The sequence below is a fragment of the Acidiphilium rubrum genome, assembly GCF_900156265.1.
Classification (GTDB): domain Bacteria; phylum Pseudomonadota; class Alphaproteobacteria; order Acetobacterales; family Acetobacteraceae; genus Acidiphilium; species Acidiphilium rubrum.
In genome coordinates, this window is sequence record NZ_FTNE01000013.1 from 16615 (window position 1) to 40400 (window position 23786).

20 protein-coding genes are annotated in these 23786 nt (G+C 64.8%); 10 read left to right on the forward strand and 10 right to left on the reverse strand.

Annotated features, from left to right (window positions below):
• Nucleotides 1-6: 6 nt before the first annotated feature.
• Both BW994_RS10865 and BW994_RS10870 read right to left on the reverse strand, forming a co-directional pair.
• Nucleotides 7-3183 carry an EAL domain-containing protein gene (locus tag BW994_RS10865; protein ID WP_162176818.1) on the reverse strand — a complete coding sequence of 1059 codons (3177 nt, stop codon included), beginning with the start codon at nucleotides 3181-3183 and terminating at the stop codon, nucleotides 7-9.
• A gap of 110 nt (nucleotides 3184-3293) precedes the next feature.
• Nucleotides 3294-5108: a methyl-accepting chemotaxis protein gene (locus BW994_RS10870; RefSeq protein WP_076454559.1), complete on the reverse strand. Its 1815-nt coding sequence runs from the start codon at nucleotides 5106-5108 to the stop codon at nucleotides 3294-3296.
• 440 nt (nucleotides 5109-5548) lie between these two features.
• On the opposite strand from BW994_RS10870, the gene BW994_RS10875 reads away from it, so the two are divergent.
• The 10 genes from BW994_RS10875 to BW994_RS10920 are packed head-to-tail and all read left to right on the forward strand — an operon-like array spanning nucleotide 5549 to nucleotide 13731.
• Nucleotides 5549-7072, forward strand: a complete 1524-nt coding sequence (locus BW994_RS10875; RefSeq protein WP_076454560.1) for a methyl-accepting chemotaxis protein — start codon at nucleotides 5549-5551, stop codon at nucleotides 7070-7072.
• 5 nt (nucleotides 7073-7077) lie between these two features.
• The gene (locus BW994_RS10880; RefSeq protein WP_076454561.1) at nucleotides 7078-7395 is read left to right on the forward strand and encodes an STAS domain-containing protein; all 318 of its coding nucleotides are present in this window, start codon (nucleotides 7078-7080) and stop codon (nucleotides 7393-7395) included.
• A gap of 17 nt (nucleotides 7396-7412) precedes the next feature.
• The gene (locus tag BW994_RS10885; protein ID WP_456303723.1) at nucleotides 7413-7757 is read left to right on the forward strand and encodes a response regulator; all 345 of its coding nucleotides are present in this window, start codon (nucleotides 7413-7415) and stop codon (nucleotides 7755-7757) included.
• 15 nt (nucleotides 7758-7772) lie between these two features.
• A complete protein-coding gene (locus tag BW994_RS10890) occupies nucleotides 7773-10022 on the forward strand; it encodes a chemotaxis protein CheA (protein ID WP_029313130.1) in 2250 nt (749 codons plus the stop codon).
• A gap of 3 nt (nucleotides 10023-10025) precedes the next feature.
• Nucleotides 10026-10490 carry a chemotaxis protein CheW gene (locus BW994_RS10895; RefSeq protein ID WP_029313129.1) on the forward strand — a complete coding sequence of 155 codons (465 nt, stop codon included), beginning with the start codon at nucleotides 10026-10028 and terminating at the stop codon, nucleotides 10488-10490.
• On the forward strand, nucleotides 10487-11380 hold the full coding sequence (locus BW994_RS10900; protein WP_029313128.1) for a CheR family methyltransferase: 894 nt from the start codon (nucleotides 10487-10489) through the stop codon (nucleotides 11378-11380). The genes BW994_RS10895 and BW994_RS10900 overlap by 4 nt, the downstream gene beginning before the upstream one ends.
• Nucleotides 11377-12414, forward strand: a complete 1038-nt coding sequence (locus tag BW994_RS10905) for a protein-glutamate methylesterase/protein-glutamine glutaminase (protein ID WP_029313127.1) — start codon at nucleotides 11377-11379, stop codon at nucleotides 12412-12414. The genes BW994_RS10900 and BW994_RS10905 overlap by 4 nt, the downstream gene beginning before the upstream one ends.
• Entirely contained in the window at nucleotides 12414-12809 is a 396-nt protein-coding gene (locus tag BW994_RS10910) for a response regulator (protein WP_029313126.1), read from the forward strand. Before BW994_RS10905 ends, BW994_RS10910 begins: the two co-directional genes overlap by 1 nt.
• A complete protein-coding gene (locus BW994_RS10915) occupies nucleotides 12806-13384 on the forward strand; it encodes a chemotaxis protein CheD (RefSeq protein ID WP_029313125.1) in 579 nt (192 codons plus the stop codon). Before BW994_RS10910 ends, BW994_RS10915 begins: the two co-directional genes overlap by 4 nt.
• Complete coding sequence (locus tag BW994_RS10920) at nucleotides 13381-13731, forward strand: hypothetical protein (protein WP_139334083.1); 351 nt, start codon at nucleotides 13381-13383, stop codon at nucleotides 13729-13731. The genes BW994_RS10915 and BW994_RS10920 overlap by 4 nt, the downstream gene beginning before the upstream one ends.
• Before the next feature lie 199 nt (nucleotides 13732-13930).
• On the opposite strand, the gene rpmE is transcribed toward BW994_RS10920, so the two are convergent.
• From rpmE to BW994_RS10960, 8 genes are all read right to left on the reverse strand, one after another.
• Entirely contained in the window at nucleotides 13931-14158 is a 228-nt protein-coding gene (gene rpmE, locus BW994_RS10925) for a 50S ribosomal protein L31 (RefSeq protein WP_029313123.1), read from the reverse strand.
• Nucleotides 14159-14270: 112 nt separating this feature from the next.
• Nucleotides 14271-15251 carry an aldo/keto reductase gene (locus BW994_RS10930; protein ID WP_029313122.1) on the reverse strand — a complete coding sequence of 327 codons (981 nt, stop codon included), beginning with the start codon at nucleotides 15249-15251 and terminating at the stop codon, nucleotides 14271-14273.
• Between the two features lie 184 nt (nucleotides 15252-15435).
• Nucleotides 15436-16122, reverse strand: a complete 687-nt coding sequence (locus BW994_RS10935) for a TVP38/TMEM64 family protein (RefSeq protein ID WP_051657542.1) — start codon at nucleotides 16120-16122, stop codon at nucleotides 15436-15438.
• A complete protein-coding gene (locus BW994_RS10940; RefSeq protein WP_029313120.1) occupies nucleotides 16119-16868 on the reverse strand; it encodes a glycosyltransferase family 2 protein in 750 nt (249 codons plus the stop codon). Before BW994_RS10940 ends, BW994_RS10935 begins: the two co-directional genes overlap by 4 nt.
• A gap of 167 nt (nucleotides 16869-17035) precedes the next feature.
• Nucleotides 17036-17623, reverse strand: coding sequence for a hypothetical protein (locus tag BW994_RS19245; protein WP_139334085.1), 588 nt, complete (start codon nucleotides 17621-17623; stop codon nucleotides 17036-17038).
• 143 nt (nucleotides 17624-17766) lie between these two features.
• Nucleotides 17767-19128, reverse strand: a complete 1362-nt coding sequence (locus BW994_RS10950) for an efflux transporter outer membrane subunit (RefSeq protein WP_029311788.1) — start codon at nucleotides 19126-19128, stop codon at nucleotides 17767-17769.
• A 278-nt stretch (nucleotides 19129-19406) separates the two neighbouring features.
• Nucleotides 19407-22415, reverse strand: coding sequence for an efflux RND transporter permease subunit (locus BW994_RS10955; protein ID WP_029311787.1), 3009 nt, complete (start codon nucleotides 22413-22415; stop codon nucleotides 19407-19409).
• Nucleotides 22412-23509, reverse strand: a complete 1098-nt coding sequence (locus BW994_RS10960) for an efflux RND transporter periplasmic adaptor subunit (protein WP_029311786.1) — start codon at nucleotides 23507-23509, stop codon at nucleotides 22412-22414. The genes BW994_RS10955 and BW994_RS10960 overlap by 4 nt, the downstream gene beginning before the upstream one ends.
• Nucleotides 23510-23786: the final 277 nt, after the last annotated feature.

Below are 23786 nucleotides of genomic sequence, written 5' to 3' on the forward strand. Positions count from 1 at the left end.
GCGCTTTTATGCCTCATGCAGGCTAGCCAACGCGGGGGCCGGGTGATCGGCGCTGCCATGCTGCTCCGCTTGGGGCAATCGGGCTGCACCGGACACCTGCGACCAAGATGCTACCGGCCGTGATATGAAGCGGACCAGCCACGGCAAGACCGCGCCCTGTGGCATAGGCGGTGAAATGCCATAACCCTGCCCCAAATCGGCCCCCATGCTGCGGGCGAGATCGATCAATTCCTGGGTTTCGAGACCTTCGATCGCAACCTTGATGCCGAGCTTGCGCCCCATTTGGACCAGCCCCTCGACCAGCGGCACGCTGCGCCGATCGCCCGCCGAAATGCCGCGGACCAGGCTTTGGTCGATCTTGAGAATGTCGAACGGCAGATTACGCAGGCGAATGAGGCTGCCGTAGCCGGCGCCCAGATCATCGAGCGCGAGGTGTACGCCCAGTTCGAGCAATCGGGCCGCTTCGCGGGCGCCGATTGCGTCGTCGCCGGCGAAACCCTGATCTTCCAGCAATTCCAGCGTGAGTCGTGCGCCGTCGATCCGGTGCACGGTGAGCGCCGTGCGGATCCAGTCGATACAGGCGGGTTTGCGCAAGGTGGACGGTGGCAGATTGACCGAGATGTCGAATTTAAAGCCCTTGCTCTGAAACTCCAGGATTGCTTCGAGTGCATGGTTCAGGCTTTCGACGAACAGATGATCGAGTTCCTGCTCGCTGAGCGCGGGCAAGAACTGGCCGGGGTTGATGATCCGGCCATCGGCGAGTTCGATGCGTGCGAGCGCTTCGAACTTGGTGCAGGCGCCGCTGGCAAGATCGACGATCGGCTGCATGAACATGCGCAAGCCGCCGTTGAACAGCCGCTCGCGCCAGGCTTTTCGGTCATCCGCCGAGATCATCGCTGTGTCTGAGTCGTGCGTGCGTTCGATCGCACGACTGACCAGCAGGCTGAGGGCTTCGCCCGTCTCGCGCATATGCGTGGTGCGGAACAGGTTGGGCAGGCGGCCGTAGAGTTTGATCATGCTCAGGATGCGCCCCGTTGCGTCGAGCACCGGCAGGGCAAGCATGCTTCTAATCCCGGCGTTGCCGAGGGTGACGGCCCATGCCGGTCCCTGATCGGTCTGCCCGTCGATCAGCGGGATATCGACGGGCTCGCCGGAGACCCATGCCTCGGCCACCGGGTGCAGGCTGGCCGGCGTGAGGCGTTTGCCATGAATTTTCTGGTCGGGGTGCTTTTCGAACCAGGCACGGTGGGCATCACTTTCCGCCTCGACGATAAAGGCGCCATCGGGGTCCTGCCCATAGACGGCGCCGAACGCGATGAACGGCCAGTCGGTGATGGCGGCAACGACGGCATCGAGAATGTCGATCCGCCGGCGCAGGGGGCGCAGGCTCAAAGCGAGATCGCGCAACCTGCCGTGGATCTCCTGGCGCAGTAGTTCGGCGGCCTCCTGCTGCGATTCCAGGTCGAATTCGATTCGTCGCAGGACAATGTCGAGATAGATCTGGCGCTGGCTCAGGCGACCCGGGACTTGCTGGCTCATCATCGCGATCGCTTGATAGAGCCAACTCATCGTCGCGGTTACGCCGTTGGCGGGCACGCCGAGTGCGGCATGCAGCCGGCCGAGCTGGCGGGCCTGTTCAGCATGCTCCTCGCGGCTCAGCGCAGGATCGAGCAGCATTTCGATGTAGCGCGGCAGGAGCACGCCGAACCGTGCAACTACCAGCGGCGTCATCGCCTTGGTGACCGCTGCATTGCGCCGGTCGGCCTGCACGTAATCGAGCAGGCCCATACCGAGTTCATCGAACCGGTTCGCCAGAAACCGGTGCGCCCACCCCAGCAACGGCCCGGCCTGATCGCCGTATGGTTCGAGCGTCTGCCGTCTCGTCGCAGACTGGCGCCGGGCCTGTCCGAAAACGGCGGCTTCGGCGACGGACAGCAGGGCGTTCGGTGTCTCGGTGTCTTCGCCGTGGATGGCGCAGCCGAGCGACAAGGTCAGATGTTCCGCGATACCCTCGGACGGGCGGAACCGTTGCTCGGCGATGCCCAGGGCCGTCTCGATATGGGTATGGACGATGCCGCGTGCCGGATCGATCCGGGCGAACGCAAAGGAATCCGCGCCAACCCGCGCCACCAGCCGCGCGCCGGGCAGTGTGGTCAGGCGTGCCGCCAGTTCGATCAGGATCCGATCGCCCGCGGCGGCCCCCAAACGCCGGTTCAGGGCGGTGAAATTGCAGATGTCGATTACGAAGGCGGACAACTGCGCCCCCGGTGCCAGCCGTTCCGCCAGGCTGATGATCTGTTCCTCGAAGCCGATGCGCGACAGCGCGCCGGTCAGGCGATCATGCCGGCGTGCCTGCTCGATGGCCGCGGCGGCGTCATCACGGGCGCGCTGGCTCTGTTCGATCTGGCGCGTGAGGACAATGATGCCGATCAGAACCAGCAGTTCCATGATCCAGCGCACCCAGCCCTCCGTGGCCCATAGCCGGGGCGCACAGATAACCGGCCAGGAAACGCGCACGTTCAACGGCAACCCCGGTACGCTGATGTTGCTTTCACTGTCACCCGTCGCTTCCAGGGGGTTCCCCACGCCGGGTCGGTTCGGGGGAAAGAACAGCAGCCCACTCCGCCATTGCCCGATCGGGCGCTGGCTGCGCGCATCCACCGTGGTGAGCGCCCAGGGGCGCGAAAACACGTTCGGATACGCCAGCAACTGCTCGAGACGGTAGGGTGTGCCAACGAAATAGCGTGTCGCGCCGCTGGCGCCGACGGCGCGAAAGCGCATGGTAATGGCGTAGGTACCAACCCGCGCAGCATAGCGCGGGCGGCCGAGCAGGTAATCCGGGTGGCCGGGCAGGGGGGTGAACCCGGCGGCGCTGGTGATCGGTTTGGCGGCCTGTTGCTGGGTGGACCAGACGATCGTGTTGCCGTCCGCAGACTGGATATTGAAGGCGTACAGGCTGGGGTGCAGCGCCATGAAGCGGCGCAGCGCCACGACCGACCGGGCGGTGGGCCGCACCGTTCCATCCGGACGCGGGGCGAGCAGGCTGACGCCGATGAATTCAAGCTCGGCGAACTGCGCGAACAGGTGGCGCGCGATACTGCCCGCGTATTCGGTGGCATCGGTCCGGGCGCGATGGGCAATCGTCTGTTGCGCAGCACGCAGCTCGAAGGCCTCGAAACTCAAGATGCCCACCAAGATCAAACCAGGCGCAAACCAGAGCAGAAGTGATCGAGCGAGCCGAGGGCCGACGAGGCCCGGCCTCATTGTGAGCCGACCACCACGGAGCGCATGTTTCAGAACTCTTGCCACGCAGGGTCGCTCGAACTGACGGCGACCAGTTTCGGTTTGCCTTTTGCCACCAACGGTGCGGATTTCGTGCGCGGCTTGACGGGGCCGTTGGCAAAGGGCCGTGTGGCCAGGTTGCGCCGTTCCACCGGGCGCTGATGCGCCGGCGGCGGCGTGCCGTCGCCAATGACGAATTCCTCGACCAGTCTTGCGAGTTCGGCAGCTTCATTGGCGAGACCATGGCTCGCGGCCGTCGCTTGTTCGACCATGGCGGCGTTCTGTTGCGTGACCTGATCCATCTGGTTGACCGCCGTATTGACTTCATGCAGCCCGGTGGACTGCTCGCTGGCCGACGCCGCGATGTCGGTGATGAGCACGTTGAGCCGGGTAACCTGATCCGCGATCCGGCCGAGCGCCTGCCCCGTCTCGCCCACCAGGCGGACACCGACCGCAACCTGCTGCCCGGATGCGGTGATCAGCCCTTGAATTTCCTTTGCTGCAGTGGCCGAGCGTTGGGCCAGGGCGCGCACTTCGGTTGCGACGACGGCGAATCCGCGCCCGGCATCACCCGCGCGTGCGGCCTCGATCCCGGCGTTCAGGGCCAGCAAATTCGTCTGGAAGGCAATCTCGTCGATCAGGCCGACAATCTTGTCGATCTGGCGGGATGATCCCTCGATCGCGCTCATCGCGTTCACGGTTTCGAGCACGACGTCACTGGAATGTTTTGCATCCTGACCAGCCGCCGATGCCAGATCCCGTGCGTCGCTGCTGCGCAGCGCCGTGGTCCTGACCGTTGCGGTGATCTGATCCATTGCGGCGGCCGTCTCTTCGAGCGTTGCCGCTTGTTGCTCGGTGCGCCGGGCCAGATCGTCGGACGCATGGGTGATCTCGCTGGCTCCGGCCCGCACGCCTGCGCTGCTCGCGGCAATGGCCGTCATGGTGGTCTGTAATTTTGCGATGGCGCCGTTGAAGTCACGCCCGAGTTTTTCGTAGCTGCCGGGCAGAACACCATCGATCCGATAGGTGAGGTTACCGGCTGCCAGCTGCTCCAGACCAGCCGCAATCGCGGTGATGGCGAGCGTCTGGCTTCGGGCGATCGATTGCCGCTCGGCCGCCAATCGCCGGTTGACGTCATCGGCTTCCTGACGCTTGGCAAAAGCAAGTTCTGCGGCGGCCAATTGTCCCGATTCGATCGCCTCCATATTATCGATATTGGCCGCGATCGCCTTGAAGCAGGGCACGGTCGAGGCGGTTTTGGTATGGGAGCCGACGATCGATGCGGACGGCACGCCGACGAACATGATGCCGATGACCTGATCGTCGCGCAGGATAGGCTCATAGACGGTTATATAAGGTTCGCCGAGAATGTCGGTGACGCCGCGGTAGCTGAGCCCCTGCCCGAGCACACGGTCATGCACCGGCCCGGGCGCCAGCGCGGTACCGACCGCGCGCGCGCCGCCCGGGTTCAGGATGTTCGTGGACACACGCCGGTCGCGCGCGAAAATCGTTGCCGCACCGCCAAATTTTGCTTTTACCTGATCGACGAGTTGAAAGTCGCCGTTGATCCGGTGGTTGCCGAACCAGAGATCATCGCCGTCCAGTCGCGCATCGCCATAAGCCTGGGTCATGCTGCGCAGCATGTCGATATTCTGGCTGAGTGCGTTCTGCGCCAGCACCATGCGCTCATGCTCCGCCGCCCGCTCAACCACGGCAGCAACGTGTTTGCACACGGGCGTCAACTGATGTCTCACCCACGCCCGCATGATTCGAAAACCGAGGCCGCCGATGACGATCGCAGAGCCGGCAAGCAGAAACGTATTCATAGCCGTGGCGCCGCCGGACGAGAGCGCTTCGCCGCGCGGTCCATGCTCGTCGTGAGAATTCTGGTCAAAGGAGGCCTCTCTATTCGATACCGACAAGATCAACGCCGGATCATACTGCCCGCAAAATCTTAACATACGGATAACCGGCGCAATTTCGTCTCCGGGTGTCTTGAGGCGTTCAAATCTATGGAACGAAATGAGGCGCACGTTTTCGGGCCCGATCCGATGCGGCCGGAGAACCCGTTGTTACATCCGCGGGTCGATTTTTGAACCCGGCATCGGCGCGCCGGCCAAGGCGATGGTTCAGACTCTCTGTTAACGGATGAGTAATTTTTGTTCGCTATCGTGACGATACGAAACGTCGGTCGGAACTTTCATGCGCAGGCATACCAATGATTTCGACCTCAACTTTAACCAGCAAGACAAGTAATGAGGCGCACATGCTAACATGGTTTCGCGAGACTGCTCCGATCCGTCTGAAGCTTACACTGGCATTTGCGATGGAGAGCGCGTTGCTGCTCATCTGCCTTGCTGTCGTGGCGAGCGCCTCCGCCGATCCGGTGCTGGATCGAGTTCCCATTGCGGTCTGTGCGACCGCGCTGCTGATCTCGATCGGGCTAGGCTATTTCTTGCGGCAGGTCATCGCCAATCCTTATGTGGCAACGGTTGAACGGATGGAGGCGCTGGCGGCGGGCGATCTTGAATCGCCGGTCCGCTTCACCCAGCATCGTGACTGTGTTGGGCGGATCACCAAGGCGATGAACAGCTTTCGGACCGCGCTGGTCGCCCGCAACAAGGCCGAGGAGGGGCTGACCTCGCGCATGGAGCTTGAAGCGCAACGGGCGCGTGCCGAAGCCGAACGTGATGCCGCTGCCAAGGATCTTGAGCATGTCGTTCACGCTCTGGCCGAGGGGCTCGAGCGGCTCTCGTCGGGTGCGCTCACCTATCGCCTCACCCAGGCATTCGCCCCAGACTATGAGCGCCTGCGTGGCAACTTCAATGGAGCACTCGGCCGACTTCAGGATACCATGAAGACGATTGCCACCAATACCGCAGCGATCCGATCGGGCACGGGCGAGATCTCGTCCGCCGCCGATGATTTGTCGCGTCGTACCGAGCAACAGGCGGCCAGCCTCGAAGAGACCGCGGCGGCGCTGGATCAGATTACCGCGACAGTCGGCAAGACTGCCGAGGGTGCCACCCATGCGCGTGACGTGGTTGGTGCGGCGCAGGCGGATGCGGAACGCAGCGGCGCTGTGGTGCGTGAGGCCGTCGCGGCGATGAGCGGGATCGAGGCATCGTCGCTGCAGATCAGCAACATCATCGGCGTGATCGATGAAATCGCCTTCCAGACCAATCTGCTGGCGCTGAATGCGGGGGTCGAGGCCGCGCGAGCCGGCGATGCGGGGCGCGGATTCGCGGTCGTCGCATCGGAGGTCAGGGCGCTCGCGCAACGATCGGCGGATGCGGCGAAGGAGATCAAGGCGCTGATTTCGACATCATCCAAACAAGTCGGCAGCGGCGTTGATCTGGTCGGACAGACGGGCAAGGCTTTGCAGCGACTGGTCATCCAGATCGGCGAGATCAACGAGGTGGTTATCCAGATTGCCGCCTCCGCGCAGGAGCAGGCGACGGGGCTGCACCAGGTGAATGCGGCGGTCAATCAGATGGATCAGGTCACCCAGCAAAACGCCGCGATGGTCGAGCAATCGACCGCGGCAAGCCATGCGCTCGCGCAAGAGACGGAGCAACTCGCATCGCTGATCGCCCAATTTGAGATCGGCGATGTTGCCGAACAATCATCGCGCCACGCGCCGCGCAAACCCGCGGCAAGACCTGCGCCGATGGAGCGCCCTGCAAGAGCAACGTCCCGTCCAGCGGTAGCGCAGTTGAAGGTGACGGCAACCGCTGCGGCCCGCAAGCTCGCAGTCGCGGCGGATGCCGATAGTTGGGAGGAATTCTAAGCCTTATGAAAAAGCGGTCGCATCCTGCCAAGGCCTCCGAGCCAGTGAAGCTAAGGCTTGATCCCCTCCTCGATATCAAGGCGGCAGCGCCGCTTTATGCACTTCTGCGCGGCCAGCGCGGGCATGATCTTGTCATCGATGCCAGTGCGGTTGAACGAATTGGAGGGCAATGCTTGCAGGTGTTGCTTGCGGCGCGCGCAAGCTGGGCCGCCGATCAGCACGGGTTTCTGGTCGAGGGATTTTCGCCCGGCGTGATCGCCACGCTGGAACTGATGGGCATCGAGCCCGCCGCGTTCGATCATCGAAGGGAAATACGCGCGTGATCAAGACAATATTGACGGTGGACGATTCACGGACGATGCGCGACATGCTGCGCTTGTCCTTGGTGGAGGCCGGTTTCCGAGTCGTACAGGCGGAGGATGGCGTGCACGGGTTGGAGGTGCTGCGCGATGAAACGCCAGACGTCATCGTCACTGACATCAACATGCCGCGAATGGACGGGTTCGGTTTTATCGAAGCGGTGCGGCGCGACGTTACCTGGCGATCGACGCCGGTTCTGGTGCTGACCACCGAGGTCGATGCCGAAAAGAAGAGCCGTGCGAAGGCGGCGGGTGCGACGGGTTGGATCGTCAAGCCGTTCGATCCGGTCAAGCTGGTCGACGTCATCCGACGTGTAGCCGCGTAAGGAGGATAGCACGCAATGGACCCGATGGCGGCGATCCGTGATACTTTTTTCCAGGAATGCGAGGAGCAGCTTTCCGAACTTGAGAGCGGCCTGATGCGGATGGAGGGCGGCGAGACCGATCAGGAGACGGTCAATGCCGTGTTCCGGGCCGTTCATTCGGTCAAAGGCGGGGCTGGCGCGTTTGGGCTGGAGGATCTGGTTCGCTTTGCTCATGTGTTCGAGACAGCGCTCGATCAGGTGCGCGCGGGCAAGCTGGATGCCTCGGCAAATGCGGTGCGGCTGTTGCTCCGGGCATCTGACGCGCTGGCGGATCTGGTCCGCTGCGCGCGCGATGGTGCCACGCCTGATGAGGCGCAGACGACATCGCTGGCCGCGGCGCTCAAGGCACTGACCAATGGAGGTCCGACGGACGATGGTCATGCCGAGGACGACGAGGATGACGGGCTCGGCGATCTGACGTTTCTGCCGTTGCCGGTCGCGGTCGAAGCGGAGACGACGCGACCCACTGGCTGGATCATCAAGTTTCGGCCGCTTGCCGATCTTTATGGCAATGCGAACGAGGCAGCGCTGCTGCTGCGTGAAGTCAGCGGGCTCGGTCCGGTGAGTGTGACGGTTGACACGTCATCGCTCCCCGACTTTGCCGATCTCGATCCCGAAGGCGCGTATTTAAAATGGACCATTACGCTGCAGTCCGACTGCGATGAACAGGCCATTCGCAGCGCATTCGAATTCGTCGAGGACGATTGCGAACTTTTGATCAGCCGCGCATCGGACCAGGCCGATGAGGCGAGCCTGCCGCAGCCGGGCGTTGATGAGGGCGGCGCTGGAAGCGCGGAGACGATCCGCTCGCCCGTTCCGATCATGGCGGCTAACGCGACGGCCAGCAGCGATATTCCCACGGATGCGGACGTGCTGGCCATGATCCGCAAGGCACAACAGAGCGTGTCACAGCCCGATCATGATCAGCCCGCGGCGCGGTCTCGTCAGGGTGCGCCGCCGGCCGTGGACGGGACATCGTCCAAAAGTGATGGCGGCTCTGCGGTCGGGGCTACGATCCGGGTGGATCTTGACCGGGTGGATCGCCTGATCGACCTGGTGGGCGAACTGGTCATCAACGAGGCGATGCTGACTCAGCGCGTCATGGAAGCCGGGCTGGCGCGTGCCTCGGGTGTGGCGGCTGCGCTCGACGAGCTTGAGCATCTGACCCGCGAGATCCAGGACAGCGTGATGGCGATCCGCGCGCAGCCGGTTCGCTCGGTGTTCCAGCGCATGCCCCGTCTGGTGCGCGAGGTGGCGGCGATGACCGGCAAGCAGGTCCGGCTGTTGACCGATGGCGAGGGCACGGAGGTCGATAAAACGGTCATCGAGCGGATCGCCGATCCGTTGACCCATATGATCCGCAACGCGATCGACCATGGGCTCGAGCCGACCGATGCACGGCTCGCGGCCGGCAAGCCGGAGGAGGGGGTGGTCAAGCTGACGGCGCTGCATCGTTCCGGGCGGATCGTGATCGAGGTTGCGGATGATGGTGCCGGGATCAATCGCGAACGGGTCAAGGCGAAGGCGATCGAGAGGGGGTTGATCGCGCCGGAAGCGCAGTTGAGCGATGAAGAGACCGACAATCTGATCTTCCTGCCTGGTTTTTCGACCGCGAGTACGGTTTCGGACATCTCCGGCCGCGGGGTGGGCATGGATGTGGTGCGGCGCTCGGTTCAGTCGCTCGGCGGGCGGATTTCCATTGCATCGCGGCCGGGGGCTGGTTCGACCTTTACGCTCAGCCTGCCGCTGACGCTCGCTGTGCTCGATGGCATGGTGGTCAGTGTGGCCGGCCATACGCTGATTGTTCCGCTCAGCGCGATCATCGAAACCTTGCAGCCGCAGGCTGCCAATGTTCACACGCTCGGCACGGATGTGCGGGTTGTGGCGATGCGCGGGCGCTATATTCCGCTGGTCGATGTCAGCATGGCGCTCGGATATCGTGACGCGCCGCTCGAGGCGGACAAGAGCGTGGCTTTGCTGGTCGAAGGTGAGGGCGGCATCCGTGCGGTGCTCATTGTCGATGCGATCCAGGGCCAGCGCCAGGTTGTGATCAAGAGTCTTGAGGCGAATTACCGGGCGGTGCCCGGTATCGCCGCCGCTACGGTGATGGGCGACGGGCGCGTTGCTCTTATTCTCGATGTCGATGCGATCGTCTCGGTGACGAGGACCGAAATTCTCCGTGGTGACGCGCTGCGGGCCGAACCATTTCTTTTACAAGCGAGTTAAGCCATGAATGAACCGCTCACGAACGGGGCCGAGGGCCGCGAATTGATTGCATTTCGTGTTGGGCAGCAGGAGTTCTGCGTCAACATCATGGCGGTCCGGGAGATCCGTGGATGGACGGCGGCGACCGCGCTACCCCAGGCGCCGCGGTATATTTGCGGTGTCATCAATCTACGCGGTGCGGTGCTGCCGATCGTGGATTTCGCGGTGCGGCTCGGCCTGCCGGGATCGGCGCCGACCGCGCGGCATGTGATCATCGTGACCCAGATCCATAACCAGCAGGTCGGGCTGCTGGTCGATGCGGTGTCGGATATCCTGACGTTGAACGACAATGCGATCCAACCGACCCCGGATGTCGCGTCCGATCTGGTCAAGGCGTTTGTGCGCGGGCTGCTGCCGGTGGATGGGCGGATGATCAGCCTCATTTCGCTGGATCATATTCTGCCGGCCGACGAGCGTCAGGCAGCATGAGTACGGCAATCAGCCCAGCCAATGGACGCAGCCTGATCGACGGTGGCGAGTATCGTTTGACCGGGGAGGATTTTCGCCAGATTTCGGCGATGATCTACGCCGATGCCGGCATCGCGATGCCCGACCACAAGGCGACCCTGGTCTATTCCAGGCTCGCCAAGCGGTTGCGCGCCCTGGGGCTGAGGAATTTCTCGCAATATTGCGAACTTGTGAGCAGTGCCGAGGGGAGCGACGAGCGGCAGGAGATGCTGGCCGCACTGACAACGAATGTGACGCGGTTTTATCGGGAGCCGCATCATTTCGAGCATTTGCGCACGCAGATTTTGCCGCCGTTGATCGCGAGCGCGCGCAAGGGGGGCCGGGTGCGGCTGTGGTCGTCCGCGTGTTCGAGCGGTCAGGAGCCATACTCGATCGCGTTGACGGTTCTGTCGTTGCTGCCGGATGCGGCGCAGCGCGATATCCGGATTCTAGCTACCGACATTGACCCCAACATGATCGCGACGGGCAAGGCCGGGCTGTACGACAAAAATGCGATCGAGCCGGTGCCGCCTGATCTGCGGCAGCGCTGGTTTTCACCGGCCGACGGTGATCGGGGCATGGTGCGAATTGCAGAGCAGGCGCGTGCGCTGGTGGAGTTTCGCCGGCTCAACCTGATCGGTGACTGGCCGATGCAGGGGCGGTTTCATGCGATTTTCTGTCGCAATGTGGCGATCTATTTCGATGATCCAACGCAGGGGGCGATCTGGTCGCGCATGGTGCCGCTGCTCGATCCTGCAGGTGCGCTCTACATTGGTCATTCGGAGCGCGTGAGCGGTCCGGCCGAGCGGCTGTTGCGCAGCGATGGGATTACCACGTATCGGCCGCTGGTCGGCAAGGAGACGCGCCGATGAGCGTCAGGGTTCTGGTGGTTGATGATTCGGCAACGATGCGGGAATTGATTTCCGCTGTGCTCAGGCAGGATCCGCAGATCGAAGTGGTCGGCCACGCGGCCGATCCGCTGGAGGCGCGGACGGCGATCAAGCAGTTGAATCCCGATGTGATCACGTTGGATGTCGAGATGCCGAACATGAACGGTCTCGAGTTTCTCGAGAAGATCATGCGGCTGCGGCCAACGCCCGTCATCATGGTTTCGAGCCTGACCCAGGCCGGTGCCTCCGTGACATTGCGGGCGCTCGAGTGTGGTGCGTTCGATTGCGTCGCGAAACCATCCAACGGCGACTATCACGATTTCGACCAACTGCCCGAGAAAGTGAGGGCGGCCGCAAAATCGCGGATGCAGCCTCGCAGTTTTGCGCCCGCCGAGCCGGTGACACCCGACCGTAACGGGCGGTTCGCGCCGGATGGCAGGGTTGTGGCGATCGGGTCGTCCACCGGCGGTGTGGAGGCGTTGATCGCGGTGCTGTCACGGTTTCCGGCGAATTGTCCGCCGGTGTTGATCACGCAGCATATGCCGGCAACGTTTACCAAGAGTTTTGCAGAGCGGCTCAACCGGCTGTGTGCTCCCGAGGTCGCGGAAGCGGAAGACGGCATGTTGGTGTTGCCCGGGCATATCTATCTGGCGCCGGGCAGCGCGCATCTGGAGATCGCCAATCCGAGCAGGCCGCGCTGCCGGTTGCATGATGGCGAGCGGGTCAGCGGGCATCGGCCGTCGGCGGATGTGTTGTTCGGCTCGGTGGCGCGGGTGATCGGTGCCAGATCGCTGGGTGTGATCCTGACCGGCATGGGGCGGGACGGGGCGCAGGGGTTGCTGGAGATGCGCCAGGCCGGGGCGGAGACGATCGGGCAGGATGAGGCCAGCTGTATTGTCTACGGCATGCCGAAAGTGGCGTTCGAGATCGGCGCTGTCTCGCGCCAGCTATCGCTCGGCAAAATGGCCGACCACATTCTACGCAGCACCAGCCTTCATCATAGGGAGAGAGTGTAATGCCTCTTGCGAATACCCTGACGATTCTCGTTGTCGATGATCAACAGACAATTCGCAGTCTGGCCAGAATGGCGTTGGAACAGTGGGGGGTTGGCGAAATTCTTGAAGCGGCTGATGGCGAGGAGGCGCTCAAGGTCATTCTGACTCACAAGACGCCGATCCATCTGATCATTTCCGATTACAACATGCCGAATATGAACGGTTTGAGTCTGTTGCGAGCGGTGCGTGCTCATGGGCCGATCAGCAAGACCGCCTTCATCATGCTGACCGGGCGTGCCGACAAGCAGATGGTGCTGAGCGCGGTTGAGCACGGGGTCAACAACTATCTGGTCAAGCCCTTCACGCCGGAGTCGCTGCGCGAAAAGATCGAGGCGGTCATCGGTGCCTTGAAATGAGCTCACCGACGGAACTGGATGTTATCGTCGAACGCAAGATCAACATCGTGCAAGGCGAGCAGCAGGTTTCGAATGACCCTGGCGTCGTGCTGACGACGATTTTGGGATCGTGCATCGCGGCATGCATGTGGGATCGGGACGCCGGGGTTGGTGGTATGAATCATTTTCTGTTGCCTGGTGATCGAACCGACCCTGGACAGGCGAACCGAGGCGGGGATGCGATGCGCTATGGTGCCTATTCGATGGAGCTTCTGGTCAATGGGCTGCTCCGGCAGGGCGCGCAGCGTCGCCGTTTGCAGGCGAAGTTGTTCGGCGGGTCGTGCATGATGGCCGGCTTGACGGATGTGGGACAGTTGAATGCGGCTTTTGCCGAGCGGTTTTTGCAGGCGGAGGGAATTGCGATCGTCGGCGGTAGTCTGCGGGGGAATCAGGGGCGGCGGATTCAGTTCTGGCCGGTATCGGGGCGGGCGCGACAGACGTTGCTGAACAGCAGCAATGGTGCCGTGTCCCGCGCCGAGGCCAACCTTGTCCCGCCGCCATCGTTCAGCACGGCCGGCACGGTGGAGCTGTTTTGAGTCAGTCACAGGTATTGGTTGGCGATCTGCTGATCACGGTTGAGGCGGAGCTTGTCGAGCTTGGGCGCCTGGCTGAGCAATTCCAGGCGGTTCTCGGTCCGGCGATGCTCAGGGCGGCGGATGATTTCGCGTGTCATCAGGAGGCGCAGATCATCGATCTGATCACCCAACGGCTTTATGGGCTGAGCGATTTCATGCGGGCGTTGCGGCCTTCGGTGCCGGAGGCGTGGTCGGTCGATCCGGATCCGGCGGCGAGCGTGGTGACGCTGGCCGATCTGTCGTGCCGGTTGCGCGGCGTGCCGGAGCAGCCATCGACGCATCAGGCCGGAGAGTTCGAGGCGTTCTGACGCAGGGTTGGAGTGTTGGCTCCATGATGGCGGGTGGGAATTCTATTTTGCGAAGGCGAATTCAATTCCCGAAACGACCATCGCCACATCAGTGACGTGTATGGGTACGCAGAAATACCAATGGATTCTGAGGGCCGTGGCTTTCGCATTGGCCAGGGGTAGCGCCCCTGGCCAATGCTTGACCTGAAACCCAACCGGACTACTTCGTGCGGGCGCCGATGGTGGCGAAGCGTTTGTTGAATTTTGCGACCTGGCCGCCGGTGTCCATGACGCGGTGCTGGCCGGTCCAGGCGGGGTGGGACTTCGGATCGATGTCGAGGCGCAGCGTATCGCCGGCTTTGCCGTAGCATGACCGGGTCGTGTAAGCGGTGCCATCGGTCATGATGACGTTGATCTCGTGGTATTCGGGGTTGATATTGGCCTTCATCGCGGATCTCCTGGGGGCTGACCGATGCCGACCGGTCATTCAGGGCGTCGCATAACGCGGGCGCGGTCTTGATGCAAGATGGCCGGGGCGCTGGGCGCCCCGGCTTTTATGGTCAGAGGTTGACGGCTTTGAGGCCGGCTTCGGGATAGCGGGTGCCGGCGACGGCGCCGGGTGGCATGATGCGGTCGATCGCGGCGAGATCGTCGCTGGTCAGGGTGACGTCGAGTGCGCCGATATTTTCATCGAGGTATTTGCGGCGTTTGGTGCCTGGGATCGGTACGATGTCGTCGCCTTGCGCCAGCACCCAGGCGAGCGCGAGCTGGCTGGGGGTGCAGGATTTGGCGGCGGCGAGTTGTTTGACTTGCTCGACCAGTTTGAGGTTTTTCGCGAAATTGTCGCCCTGGAAGCGGGGGTTGTTGTGGCGCCAGTCATCGGCGGCGAGGTCTTCGGGTTTGGTGATGGCGCCGGCGAGGAAGCCGCGGCCGAGCGGGGAGTAGGGGACGAAGCCGATGCCGAGTTCGCGCACGGTTTGCAGCAGGTCGCCTTCAGGATCGCGCGACCAGAGCGAGTATTCGGTCTGCAGCGCGCTGATGGCGTGGATTTTATGGGCGCGGCGGATGGTGGCGGGCGAGGCTTCGGAGAGGCCGAGGTGCTTGACCTTGCCGGCTTTGACCAGGTCGGCCATGGCGCCGACGGTCTCTTCGATCGGCACGGTCGGGTCGACGCGGTGCTGATAGTAAAGGTCGATCGTGTCGATGCCGAGGCGTTTGAGGGAGGCGTCGCAGGCGGATTTGACGTAGGCGGGCTTGCCGTTGACGCCGAGGCGTTTGCGGTCGGCGGTGAATTCGTTGCCGAATTTGGTGGCGAGGACGATTTTGCTGCGGTTCGCCTGCACGAAGCTGCTGAGCAGTGTTTCGTTGTCACCCATGCCGTACATGTCGGCGGTGTCGAAGAAGGTGATGCCGGCTTCGAGCGCGCGGTCGAGGGTGGCGCGGGCTTCGGCTTCGTCGCGGCCGGCATAGAAATCGGACATGCCCATGCAGCCGAGGCCGAGGGCGGAAACGGTTAAGGTGCCGAGTTGGCGGGTTTTCATGCACTGCTCCTGATTTGGTTACCAGGGTATATGGGCGCGTGGTGCTGTGCGGAAAAGGGCGGGCCTGGTCGGGGGGCGGGTCAGGGGATGGGCCGGTTTTTCCTAAAAAACAGGGCGGATTCAGCTTTCGAAGCGAATGCCGCCACATGAGACGTTCTGTACGCCTTGCGTCACGAAATCATGCTCAGCCCGGCACCCGTACCGCGCGCGCGACCAGTTGGCCGATGCGCAGCGTCAGCCCGAGGGTTGCCGCCAGCCCGGCGCCGATCAGTACCAAATGGACCCAGCCCGGCCCGGTTCGGAGCGCGGTGATGCCTTGGACGCCGAGTGTGCCGAGCGTGACATAGAGGGCCAGGGCCGGCAGCGAGGCGAGGGTGCCGAGGGCATAATCGCGCCAGCCGATGCCGGATAACCCGAGCGCGAAGGAGGTGATCGAAAAGGGCATCACCGGTGAGACCCGCAGGAGCAGGACCAGGCGCCAGCCATCGCGCATGATCGCGGTATCGAAGCGGCGCAAGCCGTCGCGCCGGGCGACGAGCCGGACGATGGCCGGGCGCAGGGCGGAGCGGGCGAGCGAGAAGGCGGCGCCGGCACCGAGCAGCACGCCGATGCTGGAAAGCCCGAACCCCAAAGCCACGCCATAGACCGCGCCGGCGGCGAGGCCGAGCAGCGAGGCGGGCAGGAAGCCGATCAGGGCGACGAGGGTTTGCAGCAGCACGAAGATGACCCAGCCCAGCACGCCGAGGGCGCGCAATCGGTCGAGCCAACCGAGGATGCGGGCCGCCCAGGTGGTGCCGCCGGCCAGGCTGAGTGCCAGAGCGGCGGCGAGGATGGCAAATCCGGCGGCGATCGTGATCAGCCGTGCCTTCACGGTTCGGGTTTGCCCAGCAGCGGCCAGGGGCGGATGCCTGCGCGATCGAGCCGGAAGCGCAGCGCGGTATCGAGCACGCCGAAGCCGTAGGTGACCGAGCGTTGGAAATTGATCGAGGAGGCTTCCTTGAAATAGCGGGTCGGGCAGGAGATTTCGCCGAATCGGTAGCCGGCATGGAGCGCCTGCACGATCATTTGATTATCGAACACGAAATCGTCGGAACAGCGGTCAAGCGGCAGGGTTTCGAGGACGCGGCGCGACCAGGCGCGGAAGCCGGTGTGGTATTCGGAGAAATGCTGGGCGAGCAGCAGGTTTTCGGCGAGGGTGAGGGCGCGGTTGGCGAGGAATTTCCACAGCGGCATGCCGCCGGCCAGGGCACCGACGCCCATGATGCGCGAGGCCAGCACCGCGTCGTAATGGCCTGACACGATCATCGAGGCCATCGCCGGGATCAGGCGCGGTGAGTATTGGTAATCGGGGTGGAGCATGACGACGATATCGGCACCGCGGCCGAGCGCTGCGGCGTAGCAGGTTTTCTGGTTGGCGCCGTAGCCGCGGTTGCGGTCGTGAATGATCGTGTAGAGGCCGAGCGATTTCGCCAGGACGGCCGTGGCGTCGGTGCTGGCGTCGTCGGTCAGGATCAGGTCATCGACGATTTCGCGATCGATCTCGGTGACGGTGCGTTCCAGGGTGCGCGCCGCGTTGTAGGCGGGCAGCACGACCGCGATTCGTTGCCCCGCGAGCATTACGGTGCCTTGCCTGTCATGATGGTGTCCGTTCCCAAGGTTTGATCGATGTCGCGGTAATTGTGCGAAATCTACTTCGCTGGACCGGTTGGGAAATGCAAGCGGGGGGCTTGGATGAAGGGTTCAGTACGATATCGTAACGATATGGGCGTGCGAAGGCGCTTGGGTCAGGCGGGTTGAATTTTGAAATCAGGGGTTGGTGTGGGGAAGTCGGACGCGGTGCAATCTGGCGTGCCGAAGATGATGTGGCGGCGGGAGTCTGGCGGTGGGTCGGGGGCGAAGGGGGGTTCGGTGGGCAGGTCGATGCCCATGGCGTTGTAGAGGGGGGTGAGGATGCGGATGAGTTTTGGATTGGCGGCAAGGAATCCTGCGAATTCGGGGTCGGCGAGGATGTGTTGCAGGGTGAAGCGGGTGAAGCCGGTTTCGGGGATCAGGCGGTAGAGCCAGGCTTCGCGGCACGGCAGGGTGAGGCGTTTGCGGCGGGCGCGGGGTGGCTGCTCGGGCTGGGGTTGGGATTCGGGTGGGATTTCGGGCGTTGGTTTGGGGGTTGGTTTGGCGCGGGGTGGCATGGGGCCGCGGGCGAGGGCGGCGAGGAAGCGGGTGGTGAGGTTTTGCAGGCGGGTCCAGATCAAATTGACCATCGGGACGGGAACGTAGCCGGCCGGGCCGTGTTCGGCCACGGTGTCGCACAGCGCGTTCATCATGACGATGAAGCAGCGGATGACGAACGGGGGATTGGTTGGGGTTGCTGACACGCGAGGATGATAGGACGCGGGACGGGGGGTGGGAAAGCATTTTGTTAGAATTATTGTTAGATATTGGGCCGGGCTATTTTAGCCCCAAGCCCAAGTCCCAGATTAATAAAAGTTTTTTGCTTCTTTTTTACAAAAAAGAAGTCTTACTCCCCCGCCAAAGCCGCCCCCAGCGCGGCCTGATCGAGCAATTGCTGGGTCGCGGCCTGAACGGCGGTGAGTTGGGCCTGGCGCCACGTGATCTGGGCGGTGAGGACCGTGTTGTAGCTGGCGGCGCCGAGTTTGAATTGCTGGCGGGCCAGGGTGTAGGCGTCGTCCGCGGTTGCGGCGGCGGCGTTGCTCTCGGCAACCGAATCACGATCGTCAGCGGTGCGGCGCAGGCCGTCCGCCACCTGCTGGAAGGCGGTGAGCACGGTACTGCGATAGGTCGCGAGCGCGTTGGCCAGGGTGGCGCGCGCCGCGGCTTCGTGCGCGTGCAGCACGCCGCCGTCGAAGATCGGGGCGAGCAGCGAACCGGCGAGCGTCCATAGCGCGGCGCTTGGCTCGAACAAGGTGTTGAACGTCTCCGAGGCGTAGCCGCCCTGGGCCGACAGGGTGAGGCTGGGGTAGAGGGCGGCCACCGCCTGGCCGACCGCGGCGTGGTCGGCTGAAACCAGCGCACGGGCCGCCGTGATGTCCGGCCGGCCGGCAACCAGCGCCGAGGGCACCGAAGCCGCGCTGTCCGCCGGCACGGTGAAATCGGTCAGGCGGAAATGACCGCCCGCGAAATCGGCCGGGGCGACGCCGCTGAGCACCGCCAGCGCATGGCGCTGCGCGCTCGCCTGCGCCAGCAGACCCGGCAAGGCCGCCATGGTCGCCTGCACCTGCGCCTGTTGCTGCAATACCGGCAGGCGCGCGATGGCACCCGCGGCATATTCACCCTGTAACAAGGTCAGCAGGCGCTGCTCGCTCGCCGCCATCGCCCGGTCGGTCGCGATCTGTGCTTCCAACCCGGCCTCGGTGATCGCCGCGACCACGATATTATCGGCCAGCGTCAGCCGCGCCGCCGCCGCATTGGCGCGCTGGTAGTCGGTGAGCGCGCGGCCGTTGCGGAACGCATAGGACCGCGCACCGAACAGACCGGGATTATAGGTGATCGCGCCGGCGAACTCGTCGATCGTATAGGCGCCGTACCCGTTCGGGCCGGTCGGGAACGACTGGCGCGAGACGTTCGGGTTCAACGACACCTGCGGCAGAAACACCCCCGTCGCCGCCGCCTGGTTTGCCGCCGCCTGCGCCACCAACGCATCCGCCGCCGCGACCGTGGGCGATCGGCGCTCGCCCAATGCCACCAGATGATCGAGCGACGGATCGGCAAAGCCGCGCCACCAGGCGGATTGCAACCGCGTACCGGCGGTCGGCACACCGCGCAGATACGACGCCGGCGCTGGTGGGATGGTGACCGGCTTGATCGGCACGGCACAGGCGGTGAGGATGAGGGCGGTGAGAAGGATGGGGCTTCGCCCCATGCCCCACCAAGGGGCTTTGCCCCCTGGACCCCCACTAAGGGCGAGGCCCTTAGAACCCGCTAGTTTTAGGCAAGGGGAGGGCGCTGCCTCGCACTTGTCACGTGTATGGACTGGACCGCCCTCCCCTTGCCTAAAACTAATGGATTTTAAAGCCCGGCGCGCGTCGCGCGCCTCATCATATGATAGCGGGCATCCTGCCCGCGGGGCCTTTAACGGGGTCCAGGGGCAGAGCCCCTGGTGGGGTTCGGGGCGAAGCCCCGTCTTGCTCACGGCCTTCATCATCGCCGCCCGTGCACGAGGCAATACATAGCGGGCACGGCGAACAGGGACAGGAGGAAGCCTGAGGCCATGCCGGTCGCGAGGATGGCCCCGATATCGTAGCGGATGACGGCTTGGGGTCCGTTGGCGAGCATCAGGGGGACGGCGCCGCCGATCAGGGCGAGGGTGATCATGAGGATGGGGCGGAAGCGGAGGCGGGCGGCGTCCATGGCGGCTTCGCTGATTTTATGGCCTTCGCGGGCGCGTTCGTGGGCGACCTGGACGAACAGGATGCCTTGGCGGGCGATCAGGCCCCAGACGGCGAGGAGGGCGATTTCGGTGACGATGTTGAGGGTGGCGCCGCCGAGCGCGATGAGGGTGAGGGGGCCGAGGCTGGCGAGCGGGACGGTGGTGATGACCACGAACGGGTCGCGCAGCGAGCGGAACTGACCGGCGAGCAGGAAGAACAGGCCGGCGAATCCCATCAGGAACAATAGGTTGTTTTCGTGTTGCGAGCGGCGGAAGGTGGCGGAGGGGCCGGCGTAGCCGAACGAGAGGCCGGGTTTGTGCAGGGTGGTGAAGCCGTGGTGCAGGGTTGCCAGCGCATCCGACAGGGAGACGCCGAGTTTGGGTTGGCCCTGGATGGTGACGGTGGGCAGGCCTTGCCAGGAGCCGATCGCGTTGGGTTCCTGGCGGAGGGCGATGCGGGTGACATCGGCCAGCGGGACGAGGCTGCCGGTCGCGGTTTTGACCGTGTAGGTGCCGAGGCCGGTGGGCGTGGTGTTGCGCGGGCCGGTCGGGATGACATCGAGCGTGGTGTGGCCGAGGCTGACGTGGCCGATGGTGCCGCCGGAGAGCGCATCGGCCAGGGCATCGCCGATCGCGGCGGTGGGGATGCCGAGGGAATCGGCGAGGTTGCGGCGGATCGAGATGCCGTATTGCGGTTGGCTGGCGCCGGGCGAGGCTTGCAGGAAGTCGAACTTGCCGCTGGCGTAGCCGGCGTCGATCACGCTCTGAGCGACGGCGAGCAGCGTGCGGTAGTTGGCCTGGCCGGAGATCAGCACGTCGATCGGTAGGCCGTTGAGGCCGGGCAGGCCGTTGTTTTCGTTGACATAGGCTTTGACGCCGGGGAGTTTGCCGAGTGCGGCGCCGAGGACGGCGGTGGCGTGCAGCGCATCGTCCGGCGTGTTGAACGTGTAGCCGCCGAACAGGCTGTGGGCGTTTTCATCGGCGACCATCCAGTCCGGCGTGCCGGGTTCGAGGCGGTCGAGCACGGTCTGGATCGCATGGTACTGGGTTTTCAGATAGGCGAGCGAGGCGCCGTAGGGGCCGGCGGCGAAGATGTTGACCGAGAGGCCATCGGCCGCGGGGGTGAGGTTGCGCGGGGCGCGGGCGTAGAGAACGCCGCTGAAACCGGCGAGGCCGGCGGCGATGAGGACGACGAGCGCGGGGTGGCGCAGGCTGGGCCGCAGCAGGCGGGCGTAGAGATCGCGCAGGCGATCGAGCGGGCCGGTCTGGGCTTCGCGGGTGGAGTGGCGGCCGGCCCAGAGGGCGATGAGCGGCACGATGGTGAGGGCGATGATCAGCGAGAGCAGGAAAGCGGTGATCAGCACGGTGGCGAAGGGGCGGAACAGCGCGGCGGTGAGGCCTTGCAGGAAAACCAGCGGCAGAAAGGCGACCACCAGGGTGGAGGAGATGGCGGCGAGGACCGGTGCGAGGCGGGTGACGCTGGCGGAGGCGGCATCGAGCGGGGATTCGCCTTCGTTGATGCGGCGGAAGATGTCTTCGACCACCACGATGGCATCATCGACGACCAGGCCGACGGCGAGGACGAGGGCGATGATGGTGAACAGGTTGAGGCTCTGGCCGAGCAGATGCATCACGATGGCGGTGCCGAGCAGGGAGAGCACGATGGCGAGGAAGGGTGCGACGGCGGCGCGGGTGGTGCCGAGTGAGAGGCGGACGATGACGATGACCAGGGCGATGGTGATCAGCAGGGTGAAGGCGAGGTCGCGCAGGGAGCGGGTGATGCTGACCGATTGGTCGTAGATGAGCGGCAGTTTCAGCCCGGGCGGGGCGGTGGCGCGGATGGTGGTGAGCATGTGGCGGAAGGCGCGCGAGACGGCGATGATGTTGCCGCCGGGGGCGACGCCGGCGGCGAGGTAGACGGCACGCCGGCCCTGCCACCAGTTTTCGAACGTATCGGACGGCGGGCCGATCGCGACATCGGCCACGGTTGCGAGCGGGATGGTGACGCCGGCGCGGGTGACGATGGGGATGTGGCGGAAATCGGTGATCGCGCCGAGGCCGGTGCGGGCCTGGACCGGGATGACGCCGGCCTGGTTGCGCAGCGAGCCTGCGGCGGCGAGGCTGGCGGCGCTGGCGAGGGCGTTGGTGATATCGGCCGGGGTGACGCCGAGGGCGGCCATGCGGGCGGGGTTCATGGCGACGCGGATGGCGGGGTCGGGCGCGAAGATGGTGACGGGGCCGATGTCCGGCACGGTTTCGAGCCGGGGGATCACGTCGGTTTTCAGGTAGCTGGTGACGGCGGTTTCCGAGATGCCGGGGGCGAACAGGGCGGCGACGTTGAGTTCCTGATTGGCACTTTGGCGGCCGACCAGGGCGACGCTGGGCAGGCGGGCGGCGCTTGGCAGGTCGTTGCGGGCGGCGTTCACCGCCGAGAGGACTTCGGCGTAGACCGTGTTGGGATCGACCCCGCCGCCAAGATAGGCGCGGACGGTCGAGCCGCCTTCACGCGAGGTGCCGGTGACGTAGGACACGCCGTTGACCGCGGCGACGCTTGCTTCGGTCGGGATGGTGACGAAGCGGTTGACCACCGAGGCGGAGGCGCCTGGATAGTCGGTATGGATCTTGATCCGGTTGGCCGGGATGGGCGGGCTGGGGCGGATGGGCAGCGTGAGCAGCGAAATCGTGCCGAACAGCAGCAGCGCGGCGACGCCCAGCCCGACCAGGATGGGATGGTTGAGCAGGCGCGCCCAGGGGCTGGTCCAGCCGCGTTCGGGGGTCATGATTTGCGGCCGGCGGCGGCGGGTGTGGCCTGGAGCGCGGTGGCGGGCGCGGCGGGGATGATGGTTTCGCCGTTGTCCAGTTTGAAGCCACCGATCGCGACGATGCGGCGCGGTGCGGCCGGAACCGGGGTGGCGATGGTGGTGGTGGCACCCTTGGTGGCCAGCACGCGGACGTAGACGGCGTGGACGACATCGGCGCTGCCGTGGTGATCGACCGCGTAGACGAAGCTGCCGAGCGGGCCGTAGTTGATGGCGGTGGCGGGGACATCGAGCGCGGCGGTGGCGGTGCCGGTCGCGATTTCGACCTGGCCGAACGCGCCGGGCAGCAGGGTGCCGGCGTTGTTGGCGATGCGGCCTTCGACCATGCGGGCGCGGGTGGTGAGGTTGAGCGAGGGGCTGAGGGCGAGAATGCGGCCCTGGTGCGGGGTGGCATCGGCGCTGGGCAGGGTGAAGGTGAAGGCGTCGCCGAAGGCGATGCCGGTGAGTTCGGTTTCCGGCACCGCGAACAGGATGCGCAGCGGGCTGGTCTGGGTGATGGTGGTGATGATGGCGCCGGCGCCGATGTAGTCGCCGGCCGAGAGGCGGCGGATGCCGAGCACGCCGGCGAAGGGGGCGCGGATGGTGCGGCGGTTTTGCCGTGCGGTGTCGAGCGCGAGTTGGGCGGCGGCTTCCGCGCGGGCGGCCTGATCGGATTCCAATTGGGCGATGGCGATGCCGGAGATGGCGCGCAGGCGGAGATCGCGCGCGACGGTGCGGCCCGCAGCATCGAGTTTGGCGCGGTCGAGGGCGACCTGGGCGCGCTGTTCGGCATCGTCCATGCGGAGCAGCACGGCGCCTTTTGCGACGGTTTCACCGGAATGGAACAGCACCTGGGCGGCGACGCCGGCGCGCTGGGCGGCGAGGGTGGCGGATTGGACGGCGGCGATCTGGCCGGAGACCGCGATGGTCGGGCGGAACATGGTGGCCTGCGGGGTTGCGACCGGCACGTGCGGGGTGGGCTGCGGTGCATCGGCCCGGGCACAGGGGGACGCGACCGCCATGAACAGGGCAGTCAGGGCGCAGGCGGGGAACGGGGCCGGTGGGCGGCCTGGCATTGAACTCTCCTGTGTGAAGCCGAATTGACTGCCTGCCCGGCCGTTCGGGCGCCGGGGGAGGGTTGTTTCGCGCAATTCGGGGGGGGTGGTAAAGCGATAAACCACCGCGACATCGTGTTACGTTTCGATGACCGGCTGCGACGCCTCCCGCAAGATGGGGACGGATTTGCGACATGATGTTGCGTGCGGCTGGAAATCGGCCGGGCGGGGGTGGCGATGAGGCGCGCGCGGGGTGTGGCATTTGCGCGGTGCGGGATCGGTCTGGCTTGCAGGACGC